Annotated in this window: 18 protein-coding genes and 2 tRNA genes; 19 read left to right on the top strand and 1 reads right to left on the bottom strand. The window is 65.1% G+C overall.

The features are described 5' to 3' along the window. The first annotated feature begins 20 nt into the window (after positions 1-20). The 9 genes from IVB24_RS22275 (at position 21) to IVB24_RS22235 (ending at position 11700) form a co-directional block, all read left to right on the top strand. Positions 21-296 carry a hypothetical protein gene (locus IVB24_RS22275; RefSeq protein WP_247768739.1) on the top strand — a complete coding sequence of 92 codons (276 nt, stop codon included), beginning with the start codon at positions 21-23 and terminating at the stop codon, positions 294-296. 234 nt (positions 297-530) lie between these two features. Further along, on the top strand, positions 531-2018 hold the full coding sequence (locus IVB24_RS22270; protein WP_247768737.1) for an efflux transporter outer membrane subunit: 1488 nt from the start codon (positions 531-533) through the stop codon (positions 2016-2018). Continuing rightward, on the top strand, positions 2008-3405 hold the full coding sequence (locus IVB24_RS22265) for an efflux RND transporter periplasmic adaptor subunit (protein WP_247768735.1): 1398 nt from the start codon (positions 2008-2010) through the stop codon (positions 3403-3405). The genes IVB24_RS22270 and IVB24_RS22265 overlap by 11 nt, the downstream gene beginning before the upstream one ends. Positions 3406-3448: 43 nt before the next feature. Beyond that, positions 3449-6598 carry an efflux RND transporter permease subunit gene (locus tag IVB24_RS22260; RefSeq protein WP_094974212.1) on the top strand — a complete coding sequence of 1050 codons (3150 nt, stop codon included), beginning with the start codon at positions 3449-3451 and terminating at the stop codon, positions 6596-6598. Continuing rightward, positions 6598-9702, top strand: coding sequence for an efflux RND transporter permease subunit (locus tag IVB24_RS22255; protein ID WP_247768725.1), 3105 nt, complete (start codon positions 6598-6600; stop codon positions 9700-9702). Before IVB24_RS22260 ends, IVB24_RS22255 begins: the two co-directional genes overlap by 1 nt. Before the next feature lie 37 nt (positions 9703-9739). Beyond that, on the top strand, positions 9740-10471 hold the full coding sequence (locus IVB24_RS22250) for a tRNA-uridine aminocarboxypropyltransferase (protein ID WP_247768723.1): 732 nt from the start codon (positions 9740-9742) through the stop codon (positions 10469-10471). A 117-nt stretch (positions 10472-10588) separates the two neighbouring features. Further along, a complete protein-coding gene (locus IVB24_RS22245; protein ID WP_247768721.1) occupies positions 10589-10978 on the top strand; it encodes a hypothetical protein in 390 nt (129 codons plus the stop codon). Positions 10979-11291: 313 nt separating this feature from the next. Then, positions 11292-11365, top strand: a tRNA-Cys gene (locus IVB24_RS22240). Positions 11366-11553: 188 nt separating this feature from the next. Next, positions 11554-11700, top strand: a complete 147-nt coding sequence (locus tag IVB24_RS22235; RefSeq protein ID WP_155527929.1) for a hypothetical protein — start codon at positions 11554-11556, stop codon at positions 11698-11700. Between the two features lie 81 nt (positions 11701-11781). Here the strand turns inward: IVB24_RS22235 and IVB24_RS22230 are convergent, their stop codons facing one another. Next, complete coding sequence (locus tag IVB24_RS22230; RefSeq protein WP_094974208.1) at positions 11782-11991, bottom strand: hypothetical protein; 210 nt, start codon at positions 11989-11991, stop codon at positions 11782-11784. A 260-nt stretch (positions 11992-12251) separates the two neighbouring features. On the opposite strand from IVB24_RS22230, the gene IVB24_RS22225 reads away from it, so the two are divergent. The 10 genes from IVB24_RS22225 (at position 12252) to IVB24_RS22180 (ending at position 22923) form a co-directional block, all read left to right on the top strand. Next, positions 12252-12512, top strand: coding sequence for a hypothetical protein (locus IVB24_RS22225; RefSeq protein WP_094974207.1), 261 nt, complete (start codon positions 12252-12254; stop codon positions 12510-12512). Between the two features lie 406 nt (positions 12513-12918). Beyond that, the gene (locus tag IVB24_RS22220; protein ID WP_247768719.1) at positions 12919-13836 is read left to right on the top strand and encodes an ABC transporter substrate-binding protein; all 918 of its coding nucleotides are present in this window, start codon (positions 12919-12921) and stop codon (positions 13834-13836) included. Between the two features lie 194 nt (positions 13837-14030). Further along, entirely contained in the window at positions 14031-15653 is a 1623-nt protein-coding gene (locus tag IVB24_RS22215; protein WP_247768718.1) for an amino acid ABC transporter permease/ATP-binding protein, read from the top strand. 58 nt (positions 15654-15711) lie between these two features. Then, on the top strand, positions 15712-16953 hold the full coding sequence (locus IVB24_RS22210; protein ID WP_140479590.1) for an acetamidase/formamidase family protein: 1242 nt from the start codon (positions 15712-15714) through the stop codon (positions 16951-16953). Between the two features lie 134 nt (positions 16954-17087). Continuing rightward, a complete protein-coding gene (locus IVB24_RS22205) occupies positions 17088-19421 on the top strand; it encodes an acetamidase/formamidase family protein (RefSeq protein WP_247774154.1) in 2334 nt (777 codons plus the stop codon). Positions 19422-19435: 14 nt separating this feature from the next. Continuing rightward, on the top strand, positions 19436-19819 hold the full coding sequence (locus IVB24_RS22200; protein ID WP_166469392.1) for a RidA family protein: 384 nt from the start codon (positions 19436-19438) through the stop codon (positions 19817-19819). 247 nt (positions 19820-20066) lie between these two features. Beyond that, positions 20067-20141 (top strand) — tRNA-Asn (locus tag IVB24_RS22195). Positions 20142-20358: 217 nt separating this feature from the next. Further along, positions 20359-20532, top strand: coding sequence for a hypothetical protein (locus tag IVB24_RS22190; protein WP_094974201.1), 174 nt, complete (start codon positions 20359-20361; stop codon positions 20530-20532). 136 nt (positions 20533-20668) lie between these two features. Next, complete coding sequence (locus IVB24_RS22185; protein ID WP_247768716.1) at positions 20669-21331, top strand: protein-L-isoaspartate O-methyltransferase; 663 nt, start codon at positions 20669-20671, stop codon at positions 21329-21331. 206 nt (positions 21332-21537) lie between these two features. After that, the gene (locus IVB24_RS22180) at positions 21538-22923 is read left to right on the top strand and encodes a TolC family outer membrane protein (protein WP_094974199.1); all 1386 of its coding nucleotides are present in this window, start codon (positions 21538-21540) and stop codon (positions 22921-22923) included. Positions 22924-22983 lie beyond the last annotated feature (60 nt).

The following is a 22983-nucleotide window of genomic DNA, read 5'->3' as shown; positions in this document are numbered from 1 at the left end:
GCTCCGTCCGGCCAGGGAAGATGACAGTCGTCATCCGCCTCCTCGCGACCAATTTTTGCCAAGAGCGGGACTTCCCGCCATCGATGGCTGTAGATGGCGCCTGGATGGCCGAAATCAAATCTGCCCGAAGAACGGCCTTCTCTCGGCGATTGACGGGCTTGTGGGATGACTCAGCCAGTGAGCGCGACCGAAGCGGCACGGTGCGTTCGGACGGAAAAGGCCCAAGTGTCGCTGTGGCAGCAATATCACATGAAATCTTGGTAAGCTTGATTGGGCATCTCAATATTTCAAAATGAGAAAAATAACTGCAAGACAACGACCTTTTGAATTTAAGGTGGTTCGTTCCACTTCGTTTGCGTGGCCATTTCGCAACTGCGGGACTGTCCCGCAGTTCGGCGCCCGGCTAGTATGATTTTTGAGGTTCCGCAGAAAGCATCGCCGCCTGTGAATGAGTTGTCCAAAGACCCCCGACTGTCCCGCCGCGAATCGGTTAATCCGGCTGCGCGGCGGTTCGATCTGCCCCGCGGGGGATGGATGTGACACAGGATGTTCCTGGGATCGCCGTGCAGCGGTCTGAAGGTTCTGCATCCCGGACGACGCTGCGCGCGGCGCGCTGGCTTGCGGTGGTGTGCCTCGCCGTCGGTTCCGGCGCTTGCGTGCTGACCCAGGATCTTCCCGATCCCGCCCTCGATGTTCCCGCGCAGTACAAATATGCCGGGAAGGCGGATGCGCCGCCGTCGCTGGATTGGTGGCGCAGCTTCCGCTCCGCGGAGCTGACGCAGTTGATGGAGGAGGCGCAGACCGTCAATCTCGACATCGCCGCCGCAGTGGCGCGCATCGTCCAGGCTGACGCCCAGGCCCGGCAGGCGGGCGCGGCGCTGCTGCCGAACTTGTCCGGCACCGGGCAGGAGGCCTATTCGCGCACCTCCGGCTCCTCCGCTTCAGGGCTTACCAATGGCGGCCGCGAGGTCGTCAACTACCAGGCATCGCTGAGCGCGAGCTACCAGCTCGACTTCTGGGGTCAGAACCGGGATGCGCTGCAGACGGCTGAGGAGACGGCGAACGCCAACCGCTTTGACCGCGACACCGTCGCGCTGACGACGCTCGCAGCCGTTGCCAATGCCTATTTCCAGGTGCTGTCCTCGCAGGACCGCATCAGGACTTCACAGCGCAACATTGCGAGCGCGCAGCGCATCCTCGATGCCGTGAGGGAGCGGCGCAAGGCCGGCACCGGCACCGATCTCGACGTCGCCCAGCAGGAGAGCGTGCTTGCCAACCAGAAGGCCCTGGTGCCGCCGCTGCGCCAGACGCTCGACCAGAACGTCAACGCGCTCGCCGTGCTGGTCTCGCGCCCGCCGGAAAGCGTGCGCGTGCTTGGCGGCTCGCTGGACCGGATCGCGATCCCGCGTGTGACACCCGGCCTGCCGTCGGAGCTGCTGACGCAGCGGCCGGATATTCGCCGGCAGGAGGCGCAGCTCGCCTCGGCGACGGCGAATATCGGCAACGCCCGCGCGCAGTTCTTTCCGACCATCCAGCTCACCGGGAATGGCGGCTATCAGAGCTCGGCCCTGGTCTCGCTGTTCCAGCCCCATGCGGCCTTCTTCCAGCTCGTCGGCAGCGCTACGCAACCGATCTTCGACGGCGGCAGGATCCTTGGCAATTTCGAGTTCGCCAAGGCGCGGCAGGACGAGTTGCTCCAGACCTATCGCAAGACGATCATTCAGTCCTTTGCCGACGTCGACAATGCGCTGTTCTCGATCAAGCAGACCACGATCAAGCTTCAATTGCAGCGCGATGTCGTCACGGCCTCGCGGCGCGCCTTCGATCTCGCCGAGCAGCAATTGCGCGCCGGCACCGCCGACATCGTGACCGTGCTCAACACTCAACTGACCCTGTTCCAGGCGGAAGACGCGCTGTCACAGGCGCAACTGGCCCGCTTGCTCGCCATCGTCAGCCTGTATCAGGCGCTCGGCGGCGGCTGGGAGCCGCGCATGGAGAAACCGGTCAATGCTCTTTAAGCCGGATAGCAAGCAAGGCGTAGAGCAGGGGACGGCGAAGAAACCGCGCGGCCGCGGCTTCATCATGACCCTGATCACGCTCGCGATCCTCGGCGGGCTCGGTTATTACGGCTGGACCGTCTGGCATCAGCAGCCGCAGCAGGCGAACGGCCGCAACCAGCGGCCCGATCTGCCGGTGCCGGTGCTGGCGGCGACGCCGCGCATCCAGGATGTTCCTGTCTATCTCGACGGCGTCGGCGCGATTCGCGCGCTCAACACCGTGACCGTGCGCTCGCAGGTCGACGGCAAGCTCATCGCCGTGAATTTTACGGAAGGGCAGGACGTCAAGAAGGGCGACGTGCTAGGCGAGATCGATCCCGCGCTCTACCAGGCCACCTACGATCAGGCGGTCGCCAAGAAGGCGCAGGATCAGGCCCAGCTCGCCAACCAGCGCATCGACCTGACACGGTATGAGCAGCTCGCTGCCTCCAATGCCGGCTCCAAGCAGCAGGCCGACACCCAGCGCGCGCTGGTCGCGCAGACCGAGGCGTTGGTCAAGGCCGACCAGGCCGCGATCGACAACGCGGCGGCGACGCTAAGCTATACCAAGATCGTGGCGCCGATCTCCGGTCGGGCCGGTCTGCGTCAGGTCGACCAGGGCAACATCGTCCACGCCTCCGACACCACGGGGCTCGTGGTGATCACGCAATTGCAGCCGATCGCGGTGTGGTTCAGCTTGCCGCAGCAACAGATCATGCGCGTCAACGCCGCGGCCGCCAAGGGTCCGCTCGCAGTCGATGTGTTCGGCAACGACGGCGTCACGGTGATCGACACCGGCAAGCTCACCGGCATCGACAACCAGGTCGACCAGACCACCGGCACGCTCAAGCTCAAGGCGGAATTTCCCAACGCCAACTACCAGCTCTGGCCGGGCCAGTTCGTGAACGTTCGCCTCAAGGTCGAGACGCTGATGCAGGCGCTGGTGGTGCCGACGTCGGCCGTACAGCGCGGCCCGATCGGGACGTTCAGCTACGTCATCGGCGAGGATAATCTGGTCTCGGCCAAACCCGTGACGGTGACCCAGCAAAACGAGCATGATGCTGTCATCGCGAGCGGCCTGTCGGCGAACGACAGGGTCGTGACCACGGGCTTTGCCAATCTGTCCGACGGCTCGAAGGTGGTCATCGGCCGCGATGACCAGACCCCGTCGGCCGATCTCGCGCCCCGCAAGCGCACGCGCGGTCCGGACGGCCAGAAGAAGGACGGTGCCAAGGAAGGCCAAAAGGACGGACAAGGTAAGGACAGCGAGTTCCGCGCCAAGCGCAGGAGCAGCGAGGGTGACCAGAAGGGACAGACCGGGCCGGCACCAGGGCCTGGTGCATCGGGAAGTGGAGCCAAACAACCATGATCCCGATCCCGACAACAGCCGCTTGACGCGGTAGGCAGATCCCATGGGTGTCTCCGAACCCTTCATCCGCCGTCCCATCGCGACCTCGCTGCTTGGCATCGCGCTTCTGATCGGCGGGCTGCTGGGCTATTTCGCGCTGCCGGTCTCGGCGCTGCCGCAGGTCGATTTCCCGACCGTGCAGGTGACGACGCAGCTTCCAGGCGCGAGCCCCGACGTGATCGCCTCGCTGATCACAGCGCCCCTGGAGCGGCAGCTCGGCCAGATCCCTTCGCTGTCGGCGATGAATTCGACCAGCTCCTTCGGCGTCAGCCAGATATCGCTGCAGTTCGATCTCAACCGCGACATCGACGGCGCGACCCAGGACGTGCAGGCCGCGATCAACGCCGCGGCGGGCGTGCTGCCCAAGACGCTGCCTTATCCGCCGACCTACGCCAAGGTGAACCCGGCGGACGCTCCGGTGATGACGCTGGCGCTGCGCTCCGACACCATCTCGCTGCGGGCCATGAGCGACATCGCGGATACGCTGCTGGCGCAGCGGCTGAGCCAGATTTCCGGCGTCGGGCGCGTCTCGGTGCTGGGCGGTCTGAAGCCGGCCGTACGCATCCAGGCAGACCTGGCGCGGCTCGCCGCCTACGGCATTGCCATGGAAGATCTGCGCACTGCGATCGCCAATGCCAATGTCTCCGGGCCGAAAGGCTCGCTCGACGGCGCCCAGCAGGCCTACATCATCGCGGCCAACGACCAGATCGCCGCCGCCGACGCCTACAAGCCCATCATCATCGCCTACCGCAACGGTTCGCCGGTCACTATCGCCGACGTCGCGCAGATCGTCGACGGCCTGGAGAACGACCGCACCGGCGGCTGGTACCAGGGCACGCCGGCCGTCATCATCGACATCCAGCGCCAGCCCGGCGCCAATGTCATCGACGTCGTTAGCCAGATCCGCGCCGAAATCCCCAAGGTGCAGCGCGCGATCCCAGCCGGCGTGAACCTCACTATCGTCTCCGACCGCACCGTGACCATCCGCGCTTCGGTCCACGATGTGCAGTTCACGCTGGTCCTCAGTGTCGTGCTGGTGACGCTGGTGGTGCTGCTGTTCCTGCGCTCGCTGCGGGCGACCCTGATCGCCGGCGTGGCATTGCCGCTGTCGCTGATCACGAGCTTCGGCATCATGTATTTCGCCGGCTTCAGCCTCGACAATCTGTCGCTGATGGCGCTGACGATCGGCACCGGCTTCGTCGTCGACGACGCCATCGTGATGATCGAGAACATCGTCCGCCACATGGAGAACGGCGACAGCGCGATGGAGGCCTCGCTGAAGGGCGCCAGCGAGATCGGCTTCACCGTGATCTCGCTGACGGTGTCGCTGATCGCGGTGTTCATCCCGCTGCTGTTCATGTCAGGCCTCGTCGGGCGAATGTTCCGCGAATTCGCGCTGACACTGACGATCGCGGTCGTGACCTCGGCCGTGGTCTCGCTGACGCTGACGCCGATGATGTGCTCGCGGCTGCTCAAGCACGCGCATGAGGAGCTGGCGGTGCCGGGCCTCGCCGCCATCAGCCGTTTCATCGACCGCACCGTCGAGGCCTACCACCGTACGCTGCTGGTGGTGTTGCAGCACCAGCGCACGACGCTGGTCGTGACCTTCGCCACGCTGGTCGCGACTCTCGTCCTCTACGTCGTCGCGCCAAAAGGCTTCCTGCCGCTTCAGGACACCGCCTCGATCACGGCGGTGACGGAGGCGGGGCCCGACGTGTCGTTTGCGGAGATGCGGAAGCGGCAGACCGAGGTTGCCGATGCCATCAAGGCCGATCCTGATGTGACCGGGGTGGTGTCGGTCATCGGGGCGGGCTCGGTCAACCCGACTACGAATGTCGGCCGCCTCGTCATGTCGCTGAAGCCGCGCGGCGAGCGGCGCGACGATGTCAGCGCGGTCATTGTCCGGCTGAAGGAGAGGGTGTCCGGCATCCCCGGAATGACCGTCTATTTCCAGCCGGTGCAGGACGTGCAGATCTCGACCCAGTCGAGCCGCTCGCAGTACCAGTACACGTTGACCGGCACGGATGCGGCGCTGGTGTCGGAATGGGCGCGCAAGCTGGTCGCGGAGATGCGGCGCGATCCATTGTTCCGCGATGTCTCCTCGGAGGCGCAGGAAGGCGGCCTGCGCGCGCAGCTCGATGTCGACCGCACCCGTGCCGGCCAGCTCGGCGTCAGCCTGCAAGGCATCACCGACACGCTGAACGACGCCTTCGCACAGCGACAGATCTCGACCATCTACGGCCAGGCCAACCAGTACCGCGTGGTGCTGGAGGCGCTGCCGATGTACCAGCGCGATCCCTCGATCCTGTCGAAGCTCTATCTGCCGGGGGCCGCGAGCGCGACCGCAGGCACGCCCAACGCGCAGGTGCCGCTGTCGGCCGTGGCGACGCTGAAGCGCACCACTGCGCCGCTGGCGATCTCCCATCAGGCGCAATTCCCCGCGATCTCCCTCAGCTTCAACCTGGCGCCGGGCGCAGCGCTCGGCGATGCCGTCGAAGCGGTCAAGACGATCGAGACCCGTATCGCAATGCCCAACAGCATCGTCGGCGTTTATTCCGGCGACGCCGCCGAATTTGCCAAGGCGCTGGCAGGACAGCCATGGCTGCTGCTCGCCGCCGTGATCACGATCTACATCGTGCTGGGCGTGCTCTATGAGAGTTACATCCACCCGATCACGATCCTCTCGACGCTGCCCTCGGCCGGCGTCGGCGCCATCCTCGCGCTGATGCTGTGCGGGCAGGACCTCTCGGTGATCGGCCTGATCGGCATCATCCTGCTGATGGGCATCGTCAAGAAGAACGCGATCATGATGATCGACTTCGCGCTCGAAGCCGAGCGCGGGCAGGGCATGTCGCCGCAGGAAGCGATCGTGCAGGCGTGCCTTTTGCGCTTTCGACCGATCATGATGACGACGCTGGCAGCGCTGTTCGGTGCGCTGCCGCTCGCAATCGAGAGCGGCACCGGCGCCGAGCTGCGCTTCCCGCTCGGCATCTCCATCATCGGCGGCCTGTTGCTGAGCCAGTTGCTGACGCTCTACACCACGCCCGTGATCTACCTCGCGCTCGACCGCATCAACCGCCGCCTCGAGCGCGCGCTGCCGCCGGCCGAGCCGGGAGGTCCGCCGGTCGCGGGCGCGACCGAGGGGATGCAGTGATGGCATCGATCTCGGAACCCTTCATTCGCCGCCCGGTCGCGACCACGCTGCTGTCGATCGGGTTGTTCCTGCTGGGTGTCGTGGCCTACGATTTCCTTCCCGTCGCCTCGGTCCCGAACGTCGATTTTCCCGCCATCTTCGTCTCGGCCAGCCGGCCGGGCGCCGATCCGTCCGTGATGGCGGCGACCGTGGCTTCGCCGTTGGAGCGGCGGCTCGGCGAGATTGCCGGCATCAACCAGATCACATCGACGTCGTCGCTGGGCACCACCAACATCCAGCTCCAGTTCGACATCGGCCGCAACATCGACAAGGCCGCGCGCGACGTGCAGGCGGCGATCAACGCATCGCTGGTCGACCTGCCGAGCGACCTGCCGGCGCTTCCGCGCTTCCGCAAGGCCAACACCGCCGGAGCGCCCGTCTTCGTATTGGCGCTGACCTCGAAGACCCTTGCGGCAAGCGCGATCTACGATGTCGCCGACACCGTGCTGGCCCAGCGCATCTCCCAGGTCCCCGGCGTCGGCAACGTGACGATCAGCGGCGCGGACCAGCCGGCGGTGCGGATCCAGCTCAATCCTGTGGCGCTGTCGAACGCCGGCATCGCCACCGACGACGTCCGGACTGCCATCATCAACGCCAATCCGCTCGGCCCCGTCGGCATCTTCAACGGCGAGCGCCAGAGTGAGACGCTGTCGCTAAACAAGCAGATGCGCACGGCCAAGGAATTCCGGGACATCATCATCAAGAGCGCGAACGGCAGTTTCCTGCGGCTGTCCGACGTCGCCGAGATCGAGGATGGCGTCCGCAATGCCCGTTCGATCGCGTGGTTTAACAAGCAGCCGGCGGTGCTGATCCAGATCACCAAACAGGGCGACGCCAACGTCATCGATACCGTCGACCGGGTGAAGGCGCTGATCCCCGAGCTGAAGCAGTGGATTCCGGCCGGCGTGGAGGTCTCCACCCTGGTCGACCGCACCAGCACGATCCGCGCCAGCGTCATGGACATGCAATGGACGCTGCTGGCGACTGCCATCCTGGTGATGGTCGTGGTGTTCGTGTTCCTGCGCCGTCTGACGCCGACGATCGCGGCTGGCATCTCGGTGCCGCTGGCGCTGGCCGGCACCTGCGCCGGCATGTGGGTCGCGGGCTTCTCGATCGACAATCTGTCGCTGATGGCGCTGGCGATCTCGGTCGGATTCGTGGTCGACGACGCCATCGTCATGATCGAGAACATGTACCGCAATCTCGAGCACGGCATGCGGCCGTTCCAAGCGGCGATCGAGGGCGCCAGGCAGATCGGCTTCACCGTGGTCTCGATCAGCCTGTCGCTGATCGCAGCGTTCACGCCGTTGATCTTCATGGACGGCATTGTCGGTCGTCTGCTGCGCGAGTTTTCGCTGACGCTGACCTTCGCGATCGTGGTGTCGACGCTGGTGTCGCTGACGGTCACGCCGATGATCTGCGCCCATTACATCCGGCAAACCACGTCCGGCACCGCGACGCTGTTCGATCGCATCATCGAGGGATCGCTGTCGCGAATCGTCGCATTCTATGCCCGCACCCTGCGTACCGTCCTGGAATTCCCGCTGCTGACGCTGCTGGTGTTCTTCGCCACGATCGGGCTGACGGTGATGCTCTACATCAAGGTCCCCAAGGGCTATTTTCCGACCGACGATTCTGGCTTCGTCATCGGCGCGACGCGCGCCTCCGCGGACATCTCGTTCCAGTCTATGCTTAGCCTTCAGCAGCGGCTCGCCGACATCGTCATGCAGGATCCGGCGGTGGCCGGCATCGGCTCGACGGTCGGCGGCGGAGGCGGGCCGGGCGGCGCAACCTCGAACCGCGGCACCATGTTCATCAGCCTGAAGCCGCCGGAGGAGCGCAATCACGTTTCGACGCAGGTCGTGATCGATCGCCTGCGGCGCGCATTGTTCCCGGTGCCCGGCATCCGCCTCTTCATGTTCGCCGCCCAGGATGTGCGCGCCGGCGGACGGCAGAGCGACTCCGACTACCAGTACACGCTGACCAGCACCGACCTCGGTTTGCTGCAGAAATGGGCTCCGATTGTCGCCAAGCGCATGGAAAGCGTCGAGGGTATCACCGACGTCTCCAGCGATCGCGATCCCGGCGGCCTCCAGCTCACGCTCACGATCGACCGCCAGAAGGCCTCGGCGCTCGGTGTCAGGGTTCAGGATATCGACAACGCGCTGAACAACGCGTTCTCGCAGCGGCAGATCTCGATCATCTACACCCAGCGCAACCAGTACATGACCGTGCTGGAGATCAATCCGAAATTCCAGGTCGATCCCTCCAACCTCGAGCGTATCTACGTTGCCGGCGCGGGCGATGCGCAGGTGCCGCTGTCGGCCGTGGTGCATGCGACGCGCGGACTGGCCGCGCTCGCGGTCTATCATTCGCAGTCGTTCCCTTCGACCACGGTGTCGTTCAACCTGCTGCCGGACGTGCAGCTTCAGGCGGCGACGCAGAACATCCAGCGCGCGGTGGAAGAACTGCACATGCCCGAAGGCATCCGCGGCAGCTTCGACGGCAATGCCGCCGACTTCGCCAAGACCAGCGGCCGCCAGCCGCTGCTGATCCTCGGCGCGCTGGTGGCGATGTATATCGTGCTCGGGGTGCTCTATGAGAGCCTCGCCCATCCGCTCACGATCATCTCGACGCTGCCCTCGGCCGGGTTGGGTGCGCTGCTCGCCCTGCAGCTCACCAATACGCCGCTGACGGTGATCGCCTTCGTCGGCATCATCCTCTTGATCGGCATCGTCAAGAAGAACGGCATCATGATGGTGGATTTCGCGCTCGACGCCGAACGCCAGCGCGGCCTGTCCTCGGCGGAGGCGATCTTCGAGGCCTGCCAGGCGCGCTTCCGCCCGATCCTGATGACGACCATGGCGGCGCTGTTCGCCGGCATTCCGCTCGTGGTGGCGACCGGCCCCGGCACGGAGCTGCGCCGTCCGCTCGGCATCACCATCATCGGCGGTCTGTTCGTCTCGCAGATCCTGACGCTCTACACCACGCCCGTGATCTACCTGCTGATCGACCGCCTGCGGCGGCGGTCGGAGCCGCGTCCGGTGCCTGCGCCGGCGGAATAGGTTGTTGAAGCGCCGCATCAAGCGTATAGCGGCGCCCATGTCGAACTCACCAGATCCAGCCGCGGCCGAGCCGATTCCTGAGTGCCCGCATTGCCAGAAGCCGATGCCGCTGTGCATCTGCGACAGCATCACGCCGATTGAAAATCGGCTGTCGCTCCTGATCCTGCAGCACCCGCAGGAGCAGGACAGGGCGCTCGGCACAGCGCGCCTGCTTGCCGGGCATTTCGCCAAGGCGACGGTGCGGGTCGGCCTGTCCTGGCCGAGCCTGTCCAAGGCGCTGGGCCATCACGTCGAGAACGCTTCGCACTGGGCCGTGCTTTATCTCGGTTCGGCCCGTGCCGCCGATCTCGAAGCGGCAGCCGAGGTCGTCGCGCTCAACCGCAAGGGCGAGGTCGCGGACAACCAGCGCGCCATCCTCGGCAAGCTCGAAGGCATCGTGCTGCTCGACGGCACCTGGAGCCAGGCCAAGGCGCTGTGGTGGCGCAATCCCTGGATGCTCAAGTGCCAGCGCGTGATCCTCAACCCCGCGCACCCCTCGCGCTATGGGCGTCTGCGCAAGGAGCCGCGCAAGGACGGGCTGTCGACCATCGAGGCCGCGGCAACGATTCTCGCCGGCCTCGAGCGGCGTCCCGACATCGCGGAGACCCTGAACGCCAGTTTCGAACGGCTGTTAACACGCTACCGGGAGGTCCAGGCCGAGATGCCGGAACTGGCGCCCAAACCTGCCCCGAAGGGCCGGCGCGACTTCCGGCGGCGCAAACGGGCCTGACTTCGGCCGAACTCATCTGTACGGTCGATCGCACCGCGAGGCGCGGGCGTCTAGAGACCGTCGGCGGCACAGGTCGCGGATCTAGCCGCGACGCTGCAGGACGGCTCCAACGTCTTCGTGGCGTCCGGCCATCTCATCACGGCGGTGCCGGCGCCGCTGATCGTTCATGTCCTTCAGATGATCGCACGCAACGTGCGCATCTTCGCGCATCATCTGGTCATCGTCGTGCTGCTCTACGTCGTGATGCCCTGGCCGCTGCACTGGAGCATGCCGCTCGCGCTGCCCGGCTTTGCGATCCTGTTCCTCGCGCTGCTCGGCGGCTCGGTCGCGCTCGGCATGCTCTGCGTGCGTTTCCGCGACATTGGTTCGGCGATCGTCAGCGGCCTGCAATTCGTCTTCTTTCTCACGCCGATCATCTGGACCGAGGACAGCGCGCGCGGCAGCGGCTCGATGAGATCGTCGCCCGCGCCGGCGTCCTGGTGCTTGCCTCGCACGACATCGAGCTGATCCAGAGCACCTGCAACCGGGCGATTCTGCTGGAGCAGGGGCGGATCATCGCGGCCGGGGTAACCGATACGATTCTCGCGCAATATCTGGCTCGGGTCGGCGCGAGGAACGCGTAGCGGTGCGAAGGTCCCCGCTAAGGCATGATCCGGAAAAGTGCGAAGCGGTTTTCGGAAGAGATCATGCGCAAACAACGAGCTAGGGCGCGATGAGGATGCATCCAGATCTCATTGCGCTTTAGGGGCGGCCTCCGGCCAAAATTGGGCGAAGGCGGTTGCCTAACCCGTTGATCCCCTATATTGGTCCGCCCTTACGGGGCCACGTGGCGGAGTGGTTACGCGCCGGTCTGCAAAACCGTTTACTCGGGTTCGAGTCCCGACGTGGCCTCCATCATAAATGTCTGATTTTCCAGCGGAACTCAGTTCTGACGTATTCCGTTGGGTGCGCCGGAGAGGCTCGCCTCTTGGTGTCCCCCGGATTTGCCCGGGGGGCGCTGGAAACCCTGGATTCACGCCCGTTGGCATACACTTCGCATCTGCGAAGTGATGCGACTGACATCAACGAGCGCTGGAGCACCCGTGGGCGACATCGTCCGATTTGTCCCGAAATCCGAGCTGGAGCGGGCTCGTCTCATCCGTGAGGCCCGTGCGATCTATGACAGCATCTTTCCATCGGCCGCACCCGACCGGGTGCCGCAGGATGGCGAGGAACGCGTCAAGACCTGATCGTCGCGGCGCCGGCTTTCACACAGCGCCTACGGCAAAACGCCGGCGAGGCGGTCGCTACGGCTCAAAGTGATAGCAGCCTCAGCAGGCCGCATACCAGCCGTCGGGGAACGGCAGGAGGGGCCAGGCACCCTCGTTGTCATTGGCGGCCATCGGAGTTCTCCCGGACGTCGCGTCAAAACTCCACGAGCGTGGCACGAACTCCTCCTCCGGCGCGGGCGCAAAATCTTCAACGACCATGGCGTCCCGGACGGCATCCAGCAGCAGATTGAATTCGGCTTCGCTTCTCATCGCACCCTCGCAGAACGCGGACGGCGCAATGTCGCAAAGCCGGTTTGTTACCCGGTTGAGCCGATCGTTCGCATTTTAACGATCCGGCGATCGGGCCCCGATTGGTTAGCGATTTCTAAAAATCCCCGGCGAAACTCTAGGTTCCTCCGCTGCGCCGGCAGTGTGAAAGAGATCACATCTTCAGCGGTTTATTTCTCTTAACCCATTGGCATACCGGCCAATGCAGGCCGGAGCGGGCAGGGCGGAATGGGAGACTGGTCATGAAGGCGAGGTTCTTGCGGTTTGCGGGTGTGAAGAGCCGGGCGCGCCGCGCCTCCACGGTCGGGCTGTTCCTGACGCTGTTTGCCTCCGCCGCCCACGGGCAGGGGACGGCCGAACAGCGCCGGGCCTGCACGCCCGACGTCTACCGGCTCTGCGCCGGCGAGATCCCCAATGTCCGCGCCATCACAGCCTGCCTGCGCCGTAACCGCTCAAGCTTGAGCGAGGCTTGCCGCAGCGTGTTCGATCAGGCCGGCGGCTGACATGGCTGGCTCGGTGGATTTGTGCGCAGCAAGTGCCTCGCGAGGGCTGGCGAATCCGGCATAGCCGGCCTGTGGATATGCTGCGGACAGGCTGTGGATATCGCGGCGTCGGCGGGCAGATGCGTCCAGCGCCCGTCTTATCTCGGTCAAGCGGCCTCACTGTGTGAGGCTTTGATCGTGCAGATCTCTCTCAATCGAAACCATTGATTCCCCCGAATTCGACAATTGCGTATCGCGCCAATTCGCGCCCCGAGCAGTTTTTGGGCAGACGCCTGCCCAAATCGCAGGCCCCCTCCATCCAATTTTTTGTACGCCCGCGGACAAGCTTTCCCGCCGGCTCTCCCCCTAGGCTCGCCTCCGAGATCTGGAACATGGCCTTTGCCATGACAATTCGAAGGAGCGGGACATGGAGAGACGGGTATTGCCCCAGGCGCGGCGGGGAACGGCGCGCGCAACGCCTTTGCGCAAGCTCGCGCTCGGCGCCAGCGTCGTCCTTGGCCTGGTTGCCGCAGCACCGCTGAGCGCACAGGCTGCGGCGCCCGCCGCCTGTGCCGCGTTGCAGGAGAAATATCCGGACTGGAAGGGCAAGACGCTCGTCAACGCTATCAATCCGCACACGCCGGGCTATGAGACGATCGATCCGAAGAATCCCAGCAAGTATATCGGCTTCGACATCGATCTCGGCGAGGCCATCGGTGAATGCCTCGGCTTCAAGCTGACCTACAAGCCGGTGACATTCGCGGCACTGCTGACCACATTGGCCGCGGGCCAGGCCGACATCGTCATCTCCGACATCTATGCCACCAAGGAGCGTGCCAAGGCGGCCGACTTCATCACCTACTCGAAGGTGTTCGACGGTGTGCTGGTCGCCAAGGGCAATCCGAAGGGCATCAACGGCATCAACATGTCGATGTGCGGCGCGGCTGCCGCCGAAAACACCGGCTACGTCGAGGTGCCCCTGATCCAGGCCCTGATCCCCGAGTGCAAGAAGGCCAGCAAGGCCGAGCCGACCATCCAGCTCTACGACAACAACGCCAACTGCATCCAGGCGATCCTCGCCGGCCGTGCCGACACCTATGTCAACGACGTCAACACCGTCGACAGCGCGGTGAAGGCCTATCCGGACAAGCTGGAGAAGGCCATCGCGGTGACGATCCCGTATTCTGTCGGTATCGCCGTGCCCAAGGACAAGCCGAAATTCCGCGACGCCGTGCTGGCTGCGCTGATCGAGGTGCAGAAGGCCGGCACGCATATGGAGCTTCTGAAGAAGCATGGGCTCGACGTGAACAACTTCAAGGAGCCGGACATCCTGACCGCCGATTGAGTGCGGCTCACCTCTCCCGACGGGGAGAGCTCGGCGCGAAACGCCGGGTGAGGGGGCGCGGCAAACTCGGTGCAAGCGTAACCCTCGCCCGGATCGCATCGAACGACGCGATCCGACCTCTCCCTAAGGGAGAGGTGATCAGCCCATCCACCGCCTTCGACCAAACTTGATCCCGCTCTCATGACGGCTGGCTGATGTCGCTGTTCCTCCACTATCTGAGCATGCCGTATCTGCTCGAGGGCATCGAGCTCACCCTCGAGGTGACCGCCCTCGGGCTCGGCGGCGGATTGATCCTCGGATTAATCCTCGCCGGCATGCAGCTCTCGCGCTTCTGGCTCCTTGCGGCAATCGCCAGGGCCTACACCGTGATCTTCCGCGGCACGCCATTGATCCTGCAGATGGTGTTCGCCTACGACGCGTTGCCGCATATCGGCATCAAGCTGCCGGCGGTGCTGGCCGCCGGCCTCGCGCTCGCCTGCAACGAGGCGCCGTTCATCGCGGAGATGCTGCGCGCCGGCGTGCTGGGCGTCGACCGCGGTCAGGTGACGGCGGGGCAGGCGCTCGGCATGACGCCGTCGGTGCTGATGCGCCGGGTGATCGCGCCGCAGGCCATCCGCACCATGATCCCGGCCTTCGGCAACGAGGCCGTCAGCGCACTGAAGAATTCCTCGCTCGCTTCCGTCGTCGCGGTGCTGGAGCTGACCCTGCGCTCGACGCAGCTGGCGTCCTCGACCTTCGACTTTTTCTCGATCTTCTTCGCCTCAGGCTTGCTGTACCTCGTGCTGACCTTCGCCATCAGCGTCATCCAGCTTGTGGTCGAATGGTGGCTCGATCTCGACCGCACCACGCGCCGCGAGCGCAAGCTCGCCGATTGTCTGCCGTGGCGTCGTGTTGACCTCACCACCAAGGTCGAATTGGCCGAGACGACCGTCGCCGATCCCGAACCCGTGCAGGCCGAGCCTGCCGACACACCGCCGCTGGCGTTGACCCGTGAGGAGCGCACCCGGCGTGCGGCGACGATCGCGCGCAACAACATCGCGGTCGAGACCAAGGACCTCACCAAGAGTTATGGCGCGCAAAAAGTGCTCGGCGGCCTCGACCTCACGGTGCGGGTCGGGGAGGTCGTTGCGCTGCTCGGTCCCAGCGGCTCCGGCAAGAGCACGCTGCTTCGCTGCATCAACCATCTTGAAAACTGGGACGCCGGCACCGTGCGCGTCGGCGGCCGCCGCCTCGGCTTCGACGATAACGGCAAGCGGCTGTCGCCGCGCGCCATCGCCGATGAGCGCGCCAGCGTCGGCGTCGGCATGGTGTTCCAGCAGTTCAATCTGTTCGCGCATCTGTCGGCCAAGGAGAACGTCGCCGGCCCCCTGCGCTGGGTGCACGGCATGACCCGCATCGATGCCGACCGCCGTGCCACCGAGCTGCTCGACCGCGTCGGTCTCTCGCATCGCGCCGACGCGCTGCCCCGGCATCTCTCGGGCGGCCAGCAGCAGCGTGTGGCCATCGCCCGCGCGCTCGCTCCGAACCCGAGCGTGCTGCTGCTCGACGAACCGACCTCCGCGCTAGATCCCGAGCTCGTCAACGAAGTGCTGGAGGTAATCCGCCGCCTTGCCATCGACGACGGCCTCACGATGATCATCTCGACGCACCAGATCCGCTTCGCCGATGAGGTCGCCGACCGCGTCGCGTTCCTCAGCGGGGGCGCGATCATCGAGGAGGGGCCGGCGCATGAGGTGCTCTCCAATCCCCGCAACCCGCTGACGGCGCGTTTCCTCAACGTGATGGAAGCCGACAAGACGCCGGAGGCGGTGCGTTGAGTGCCGTCGCCGCAAGATTCACGACTCCCAAACAGGCCAGGTCAGAAGAGTTGAAGTCATGAAGCATGTCACGCTGCCGGTTTCGCCGAAGACCGTTCACTGGGGCTATTTCTCCAAGGCGGTCGCACCGGCCCTGACGCTGCGTTCCGGAGATCGCGCCACAATCGAGACGCTCACGCATCATGCGAATGACGATTACGAGCGCATGATCCAGGGCGACCCGGGCGCCGAGAGCGTGTTCCAGTGGACCCGGGAGCACAAGGCGGTGGCGCGCCGCGGCTCCGGCCCCGTCGAGGGCCCGTTCATCCGCGGGGCAGGCGAGGGGATCGGCGTGCATCTCCTCACCGGTCCGGTCGCAATCGAAGGCGCCGAGCCCGGCGATATTCTCGAAGTGCGCATCCTCGACGTCCGGCCCCGGCCGAGTTGCAGTGCCTGCCACGCCGGCCGTTGCTTCGGCTCCAACGTCGCAGCGAACTGGGGCTTTCACTACCACGACCTCATCGAGGAGCCGAAGCCGCGCGAGGTCGTCACCATTTTCGAGCTCGACACCTCCGGCGAGCCCTACGCGAAGGCCGTCTACAATTACGTCTGGACGCCGCAGACCGACCCCGACGGCATCGTGCATCCGACCATCGACTATCCCGGCGTGCGCGTGGACCACGCCACCATCAGGAAGCGCGAGAACATCCTCTCGAGCGTGAAGGTGCCGGCGCGGTTGCACTTCGGCACCATGGGCCTTGCGCCATCGGAAGCCGATTTCGTCAGCTCGATCCCGCCAAGCTATACCGGCGGCAACATCGACGACTGGCGCATCGGCAAGGGCGCGCGGATGTTCTATCCCGTCGCCGTATCAGGGGCCTATTTCTCGGTCGGCGATCCCCACGCCGCGCAAGGTGACAGCGAACTCGGCGGCACCGCGATCGAGACCTCGCTGACCGGCGACTTCGAATTCATCCTGCACAAGAAGGCCGATCTGGCCGGCACCAGCCTCGAAGGCCTCGACCACCCCATGCTCGAGACCGATCATGCCTGGTCGTTCTACGGCTTTACCTATCCGAACTATCTCGCCGCGCTCGGCGCAGATGCGCAAACCGAGATTGCCAATCACGCGAGTCTCGACCGTGCGATGCGCGATGCGTTCAGAAAACTCCGTCGGTTTCTGATGACAGTGCACGGTCTCAGCGAGGACGAGGCGATCTCGCTGCTGTCGGTCGGCGCCGATTTCGGCGTCACCCAGGTCGTCGACGCCAATTGGGGCGTCCATGGCACGATCCGCAAGAACATTTTTCGGTGCGACTAATGCATTGATGTGTATTCGATATTCGGGATGAAGGCGTGAAGGAGAACCCGCATCTGCGGCCCGTCGCTGCGACCGATGACCGCGCACGTCTGGCACGGAGGTTGCTTCGATCGACTGCAATCTGGGTCGATCCGATGAGCTTCCGCCCGTTCACGAGCGAGTCCTACGCGCAAGACGACCGGCCCGATGCGTGGCGGGACGTGCTGGCTGCGGTCGGCCTGCAACCCGCGGGTGGTCACGGCCTGTTCGACGGACACGCGACCGCCTCGCACCGGCACTCCGCGGGCGTCGCATTGACGCGGATGGCCGCGGGCGCGCAGAGCGTTGGTCCGCTCTCGCGAGCGAACGAGGACCTCCCCATCGCTCTGATGCCGGTCGAGGACGGCATGGTGCTGAAAAGCGCCGGCAGTCATCGTATCGTTCCCGTCGGCCACCTCGTGCTGCTGCCGCGCAGCGGCGATTGGAGCATCGTGTTCCAGCGCGACATGCGCGCCATCGTGCTGTCGGTGACGTCCGAAGCACTGCACGGGCGCCTTTCGGGCAAGCCGCGGCTCGGCGAGGCTCGGGTCGTGCCGACCACCGGCTTTGCCGACGTGTTCTCGCGCCTGCTGGACGCGGCCGCGCGCACGCTCGACACGCTGAGTGACGCCGAATGGAATTCGCTCGCGCAGTCGCTCGTCGATCTTCTCCTGACGCTCGCGCATCAGCTGGCGGCGTCGACCTCCGATGCTGGATCCAGCGCGGCGCAGTCTGCGCTGCTGCACCGGATCTGCCAGATTATCGAGCGTCGCCTCGACGATCCCGATCTGGTGCCGGCCCGCGTGGCGCAAGCCGAGGGAATTTCCGAACGCTATTTGCAGAAACTGTTCGAGACGGTCGGCGACAATTTCACCCACTACGTTCGCGAGCGGCGGCTTCAGCGCGCCTGGGCCGACCTGTCCAATCCGACCGAGGCGCATCGTTCGATCTCGGAGATCGCCTACGCCTACGGCTTTGGCGACTCCGCGCATTTCAGCCGCGCCTTCCGCCATCGCTTCGGCCTGCCGCCGCGCGAGTTTCGCCAGCAGGAGGCGGAGCGCGCGACGGCACAGCACGGAATCATCGGTCAGCGCGGCTGGCCGCAGGACGCGCTGGCACAGCTCCGCGCGCATCAGACGGGGACGGAGGCGCGCAGCAATGTCTGCCTCGCCGACTTCGACGCGCCGAGAGCTGAGGGTCGCAAGCACCATCATCTCCCGATCGAAGCCAACCGTGTTCACTGGGGCTATTTCAGCCGCTCGCTGCAGCCGCAGCTCGAGATCGCTTCGGGCGATACCGTCACCATCGAGACGCTGACCCAGCATGCCTCCGACGACCCCGAGCTGATGATCGCGGGCGATGCCGCCGCTGAAAGCGTGTTCGGCTGGACCAAGGCCAGGAAGAACGTGGATCGCCGCGGCGCGGGTCCGATGGATGCCAGCGTGTTCGGACGCGGCGCCGGCGAAGGCTTTGGCGTGCACATCTGCACGGGTCCCGTGGCAGTGAAGGACGCCCAGCCGGGCGACGTGCTGGAGGTGCGGATCCTCGACATCGTGCCGCGCGCGAGCCGTCATCCCAAACATTCAGGCCGCGTGTTCGGCTCCTCCGTCGCAGCCTGGTGGGGATATCACTACAACGAGTTTCTCGCGGGTCCGAAGCCGCGCGAGGTCGTGACGATCTATGAGATATTCGACGACATCGACGCGCCGCACGCCCGCGCGCTCTATTCCTACCGCTGGGAACCGCAAACCGATCCGTTCGGGGTGGTGCACGCGGCCTATGATTATCCCGGAGTTCCCGTGGCGCCCGGCACGGTGAAGCGCCGGCATGCCGTGCTCGATGGGATCAAGATTCCCTTGCGGCCGCATTTCGGCGTGATCGCGGTGGCCCCGCGCGAGGTGGATTTCATCGACTCCGTGCCACCCTCATATTTCGGCGGCAATCTCGACAATTGGCGGCTGGGGAAGGGGTCGACGGTCTATCTTCCGGTTTCGGTTCCCGGCGCGCTGTTGTCGGTCGGCGATCCCCATGCCACCCAGGGCGACGGCGAACTCAGCGGCACCGCGATCGAATGCTCGATGACCGGCACCTTCGAGGTGATCCTGCACAAGAAGGCCGATCTCGCCGGACAGCCCTTCGCCGATCTCTCTTATCCCCTGATCGAGACTGCAACCGATTGGGTGCTGACCGGCTTCAGCCATCCGAACTACCTCGCGGAGTTCGGCGCCCAGGGGCAGAGCGAGGTTTACGCGAAGTCGTCGCTCGATCTCGCCATGAAGGACGCATTCCGGAAGATGCGGCGCTTCCTGATGAACGTCAAAGGCCTCAGCGAGGACGAGGCGATCGCGCTGATGTCGGCCGCCGTCGATTTCGGCGTCACGCAAGTCGTCGACGGCAATTGGGGCGTGCACGCCATCCTCAGCAAGCGCCTGTTTCAGGACGCACCTTAACAAGGACATTTTTGGTGAAATTCCACATGATCAGCGGCGGCCCGAAGCCGGTCGCACCCTTCAGCCACGCCGTGGAGACCGATGGCTTCGTCTTCGTCACCGGCCAGATGCCGGACACGCCGCAAGCGCCGGGCGAGTTGCCCGAGGGCATCGTCGCGCAGACCCGCGCAGTGATGGAGAACTTGAAGATCGTCTTGGCAGGCCTCGATCTCGGCCTCGAGCACGTCGTGATGACGCGGATCTATCTGACGCGTTTCAAGGAAGATTATGCGGCGATGAACGAGACCTACCGCACGTACTTCGCGCCCGGCCGCCTGCCAGCCCGGACCTGCGTCGGTGTCACTGGCTTGGCGTATGACGCATTGATCGAGATCGATCTGGTCTGTCGGCGGCCGTGATAGCAGCGTGGGGTGGATTAGCGAAGCGCAATCCGCAACCTCTGCAAGATGACCGCGCTGCGGCTGCGCTACGATCCCGGCACCAAGACGACCTCGTTCCTCGCGGAGTAGCCCTCGGCCGGGATGGTCCGGAGGAGGGAGCATCCCAACCTTCCTCCGGCGCGTTGCGGGTGATGACGAATTCGTCCTTTGCAAGCGCAAGCGGCTTTGTTATACGCAGCCGCGCGCGAACGACTGGTTCGCCTTTTCCTCGGTAGCTCAGCGGTAGAGCATCCGACTGTTAATCGGATGGTCGCTGGTTCGAATCCAGCCCGGGGAGCCAAATTCTACCGCACATTCAACAGTTTACGGTTGCGCCCTCGCGCGATGCGCGATCTCGTTGCCGTGGCTTCTGAACGACGCTTTGCGCGATCGCGGCCGGGAATCGCATTCAAGCAGATGTGTTGTGGAGTGGCCCCGTCACGCCATGCGGACGGCGCCAAATCGACTCAATTGAAATCGAGCTTCGCGATAGCCGGATCTTAACGGAGCTGATTCCCATGCCAGACGTCCAGGTCGACCATATGGCCCCCTCGATTCTTCCGGCCGAGATTCCCGAACTGAGCGACGACGAATGCCTGGCCTGTCTGGCGCGAGCGGTCGAGACGCCCGATTCGGCACGGCTGGACGAGGTCGCCGCCCTGATCGGTCGCCTGGCGGTAGCGATCGAATAATCCCGCCCGCCCCCGAGGCGGTAAGATGCGGAAGCCTAGCCCCGCAGGCTAACGGCCGTGTTGCGTTTTGGCCGTGCATGCTCCAAAGATGCCGCGAATTTCGTCCGCGGCGTCGTCCGCCTTGCAGGGTCCGCAAATGTCCGGTTTCTCGACCGCGCGCCTTAAAATGGTCGATGGCCAGGTGCGCACCAATGACGTCACAGACCGTCGTGTTCTCGATGCCATGCTCGCGGTTCCGCGCGAGGCCTTTGTGCCGGCCGACCGGCAGGCGCTGGCCTATCTCGATCTCGACCTCGATGTGAGCGAGGGCGAAGCCAAGCGCTTCCTGATCAAGCCGCAGTTGACCGGCAAGCTGCTCCAGGCCGCCGAGATCGGCGAGGGCGACAACGTGCTGGTGGTCGGCTGCGCCACGGGCTACCTCGCCGCACTGACCGCCAAGCTCGCGCGGCAGGTGACCGCGACCGAATGCGATTCGGCTTTGGCTACGAAGGCCAAGGCCGCCCTGGCTGCGCTGAACCTTGCCAACGTCACCTGTAAGGCCGCGGCCTGCGCCGAAGGCGATCCGTCCGCCGCTCCCTACGACGTGATCATCCTCAATGGCGCGACTGAGGTGACGCCGGAAGCGCTGCTCGGGCAGCTGAAGGAGGGCGGGCGTCTGGTGGGGGTGTCCGCCGAATCCAGGCCGCCGCGGGCGATGATCGTGACCCATACCCACGGCGAATTCGGCCATCGGGCCCTGTTCGACGCCGCCGCCCCGGTCCTTCCCGGGCTGGCACGGGCTGCCGCCTTCGTCTTCTGACGGCCCAAAGCCCGTTAAAATCCCGTTCTGAATCAGAAGTGTGGCCGGGATGCTGCACGTTAAGAGTTTCCACCGGGAACTACGCTGAGGTAGTTCCGTCGCGCCGATTCGCATCCTATGTTGCGGCGGGGCAACGACTCCACTCGGTAGATGGTAACCCAGCTCGCGGGCACGAGCCGGGCGCTAGAATGAACGGAAATTTTGGGATGCATGGGGTGAAGCTCTTCACCGGAGCTGCGGTTTCGGTCCTGCTGCTCGCGCTTGCCGGGCCGACGCCTGCCTTGGCGGATACGATCGAGTCCGCGCTGGTGCGCGCCTATCAGAACAATCCGCAGCTCAACGCACAGCGCGCCCAGGTGCGCTCGACCGACGAAAACGTGCCTCAGGCCCTGTCCGGCTATCGGCCCCGGGCCTCGCTCACGGCGAGCGGTGGCTATCAATATCAGGACCTCCAGAGTGGCGTGGGTACCAACGCGATCCATGGAACCACCATGCCTCGCAGCGTTGGAATCACCGCTTCCCAGACGCTCTACAACGGTAACCAGACTGCCAACCGGACACGCGCCGCGGAGAGTCAGGTGTCCGGCTCGCGCGAAGCGCTGCGCAGCCTCGATCAAAGCGTCCTTCTCCAAGCCGCCACGACTTACATGGACTATCTGCGCGACTCGGCCACGCTCGAAGTCCAGCGCAGCAACGTTCGGGTGCTCGAGCAGACGCTCAAGCAGACTCGTGACCGCTTCAATGTCGGCGAAGTGACGCGCACCGACGTCGCACAATCGGAAGCACAGCTGGCAGCCGGCAGGACGCAGGCGCTGACTGCTGAAGCGAATCTCAACACGACCCGTGCCACTTATCGCCGCATCATCGGCAACGAGCCGACAAACCTTGCGCCAGGCTCGCCGGTCGACCGTTTCCTGCCCCCGTCGCTCGCCGCCGCGGTGGAGCTCGGCTTGATTGAGCATCCCAACGTCACCGCCGCCATGTACGGCATCGACGTCAACTATTTGCAGGTCAAGGTCGCCGAAGGTGCGTTGCTGCCAACGCTTACGATCCAGGCATCGGCCACGCAGGCCAACGAACAGTCCATCATTCAATTGCGATCCTTCAACGCCGCCGCGACTGCTCAGCTTTCGGTGCCGATCTATCAGGGCGGCTCAGAATATGCGTTGATCCGCCAGTCCAAGGAAAACCTGGCGCAGCAGCGTCTCAACCTCGAAACCACGCGCGACCAGACCCGTGCGACCGTGGTGCAGTGGTGGGGGTCGTTGCAGGCCGGCAAGGCGCAGGTGCAGTCGGCGCAGGCGCAGGTGACGGCGTCCGAGATCGCGCTGAACGGCGTTCGTGAAGAGGCCAAGGCCGGTCAGCGCACCACGCTCGACGTGCTCAACGCGCAGCAGGCGCTGGTCAATGCGCGCGTCGCGCTGGTGACCGCGCAGCACGACCGCGTCGTCGCTTCCTATCAGGTGCTGGCTGCCGTCGGCCGTCTGGCGCCGCAGGTCCTGGGCCTTGCGACCACGATTTACGATCCGAGCGTTCACTACCAACAGGTCCGCGACAGCTGGGCCGGCGTGCGTACGCCTGACGGGCGCTAACACCCGTAGGCGTCCGGTCGGCCTCGCGATGAGACGAGGCCGACCAGCGCTTTGCTTGCA

This window comes from Bradyrhizobium sp. 192 (assembly GCF_023100965.1).
Lineage (GTDB): Bacteria > Pseudomonadota > Alphaproteobacteria > Rhizobiales > Xanthobacteraceae > Bradyrhizobium > Bradyrhizobium symbiodeficiens.
Note: the sequence above shows the minus strand (reverse complement) of the source record. Positions and strands in the feature narration are given on the sequence as shown.

Bases quoted from the DNA above. Each gene is read 5' to 3' on its own strand.
- IVB24_RS22275 (WP_247768739.1), top strand. From the start codon at position 21: ATGACAGTCGTCATCCGCCTCCTCGCGACCAATTTTTGCCAAGAGCGG.
- IVB24_RS22270 (WP_247768737.1), top strand. From the start codon at position 531: ATGGATGTGACACAGGATGTTCCTGGGATCGCCGTGCAGCGGTCTGAA.
- IVB24_RS22265 (WP_247768735.1), top strand. From the start codon at position 2,008: ATGCTCTTTAAGCCGGATAGCAAGCAAGGCGTAGAGCAGGGGACGGCG.
- IVB24_RS22260 (WP_094974212.1), top strand. From the start codon at position 3,449: ATGGGTGTCTCCGAACCCTTCATCCGCCGTCCCATCGCGACCTCGCTG.
- IVB24_RS22255 (WP_247768725.1), top strand. From the start codon at position 6,598: ATGGCATCGATCTCGGAACCCTTCATTCGCCGCCCGGTCGCGACCACG.
- IVB24_RS22250 (WP_247768723.1), top strand. From the start codon at position 9,740: ATGTCGAACTCACCAGATCCAGCCGCGGCCGAGCCGATTCCTGAGTGC.
- IVB24_RS22230 (WP_094974208.1), bottom strand. From the start codon at position 11,991: ATGAGAAGCGAAGCCGAATTCAATCTGCTGCTGGATGCCGTCCGGGAC.
- IVB24_RS22225 (WP_094974207.1), top strand. From the start codon at position 12,252: ATGAAGGCGAGGTTCTTGCGGTTTGCGGGTGTGAAGAGCCGGGCGCGC.
- IVB24_RS22220 (WP_247768719.1), top strand. From the start codon at position 12,919: ATGGAGAGACGGGTATTGCCCCAGGCGCGGCGGGGAACGGCGCGCGCA.
- IVB24_RS22215 (WP_247768718.1), top strand. From the start codon at position 14,031: ATGTCGCTGTTCCTCCACTATCTGAGCATGCCGTATCTGCTCGAGGGC.
- IVB24_RS22210 (WP_140479590.1), top strand. From the start codon at position 15,712: ATGAAGCATGTCACGCTGCCGGTTTCGCCGAAGACCGTTCACTGGGGC.
- IVB24_RS22205 (WP_247774154.1), top strand. From the start codon at position 17,088: ATGAGCTTCCGCCCGTTCACGAGCGAGTCCTACGCGCAAGACGACCGG.
- IVB24_RS22190 (WP_094974201.1), top strand. From the start codon at position 20,359: ATGCCAGACGTCCAGGTCGACCATATGGCCCCCTCGATTCTTCCGGCC.
- IVB24_RS22185 (WP_247768716.1), top strand. From the start codon at position 20,669: ATGTCCGGTTTCTCGACCGCGCGCCTTAAAATGGTCGATGGCCAGGTG.
- IVB24_RS22180 (WP_094974199.1), top strand. From the start codon at position 21,538: ATGCATGGGGTGAAGCTCTTCACCGGAGCTGCGGTTTCGGTCCTGCTG.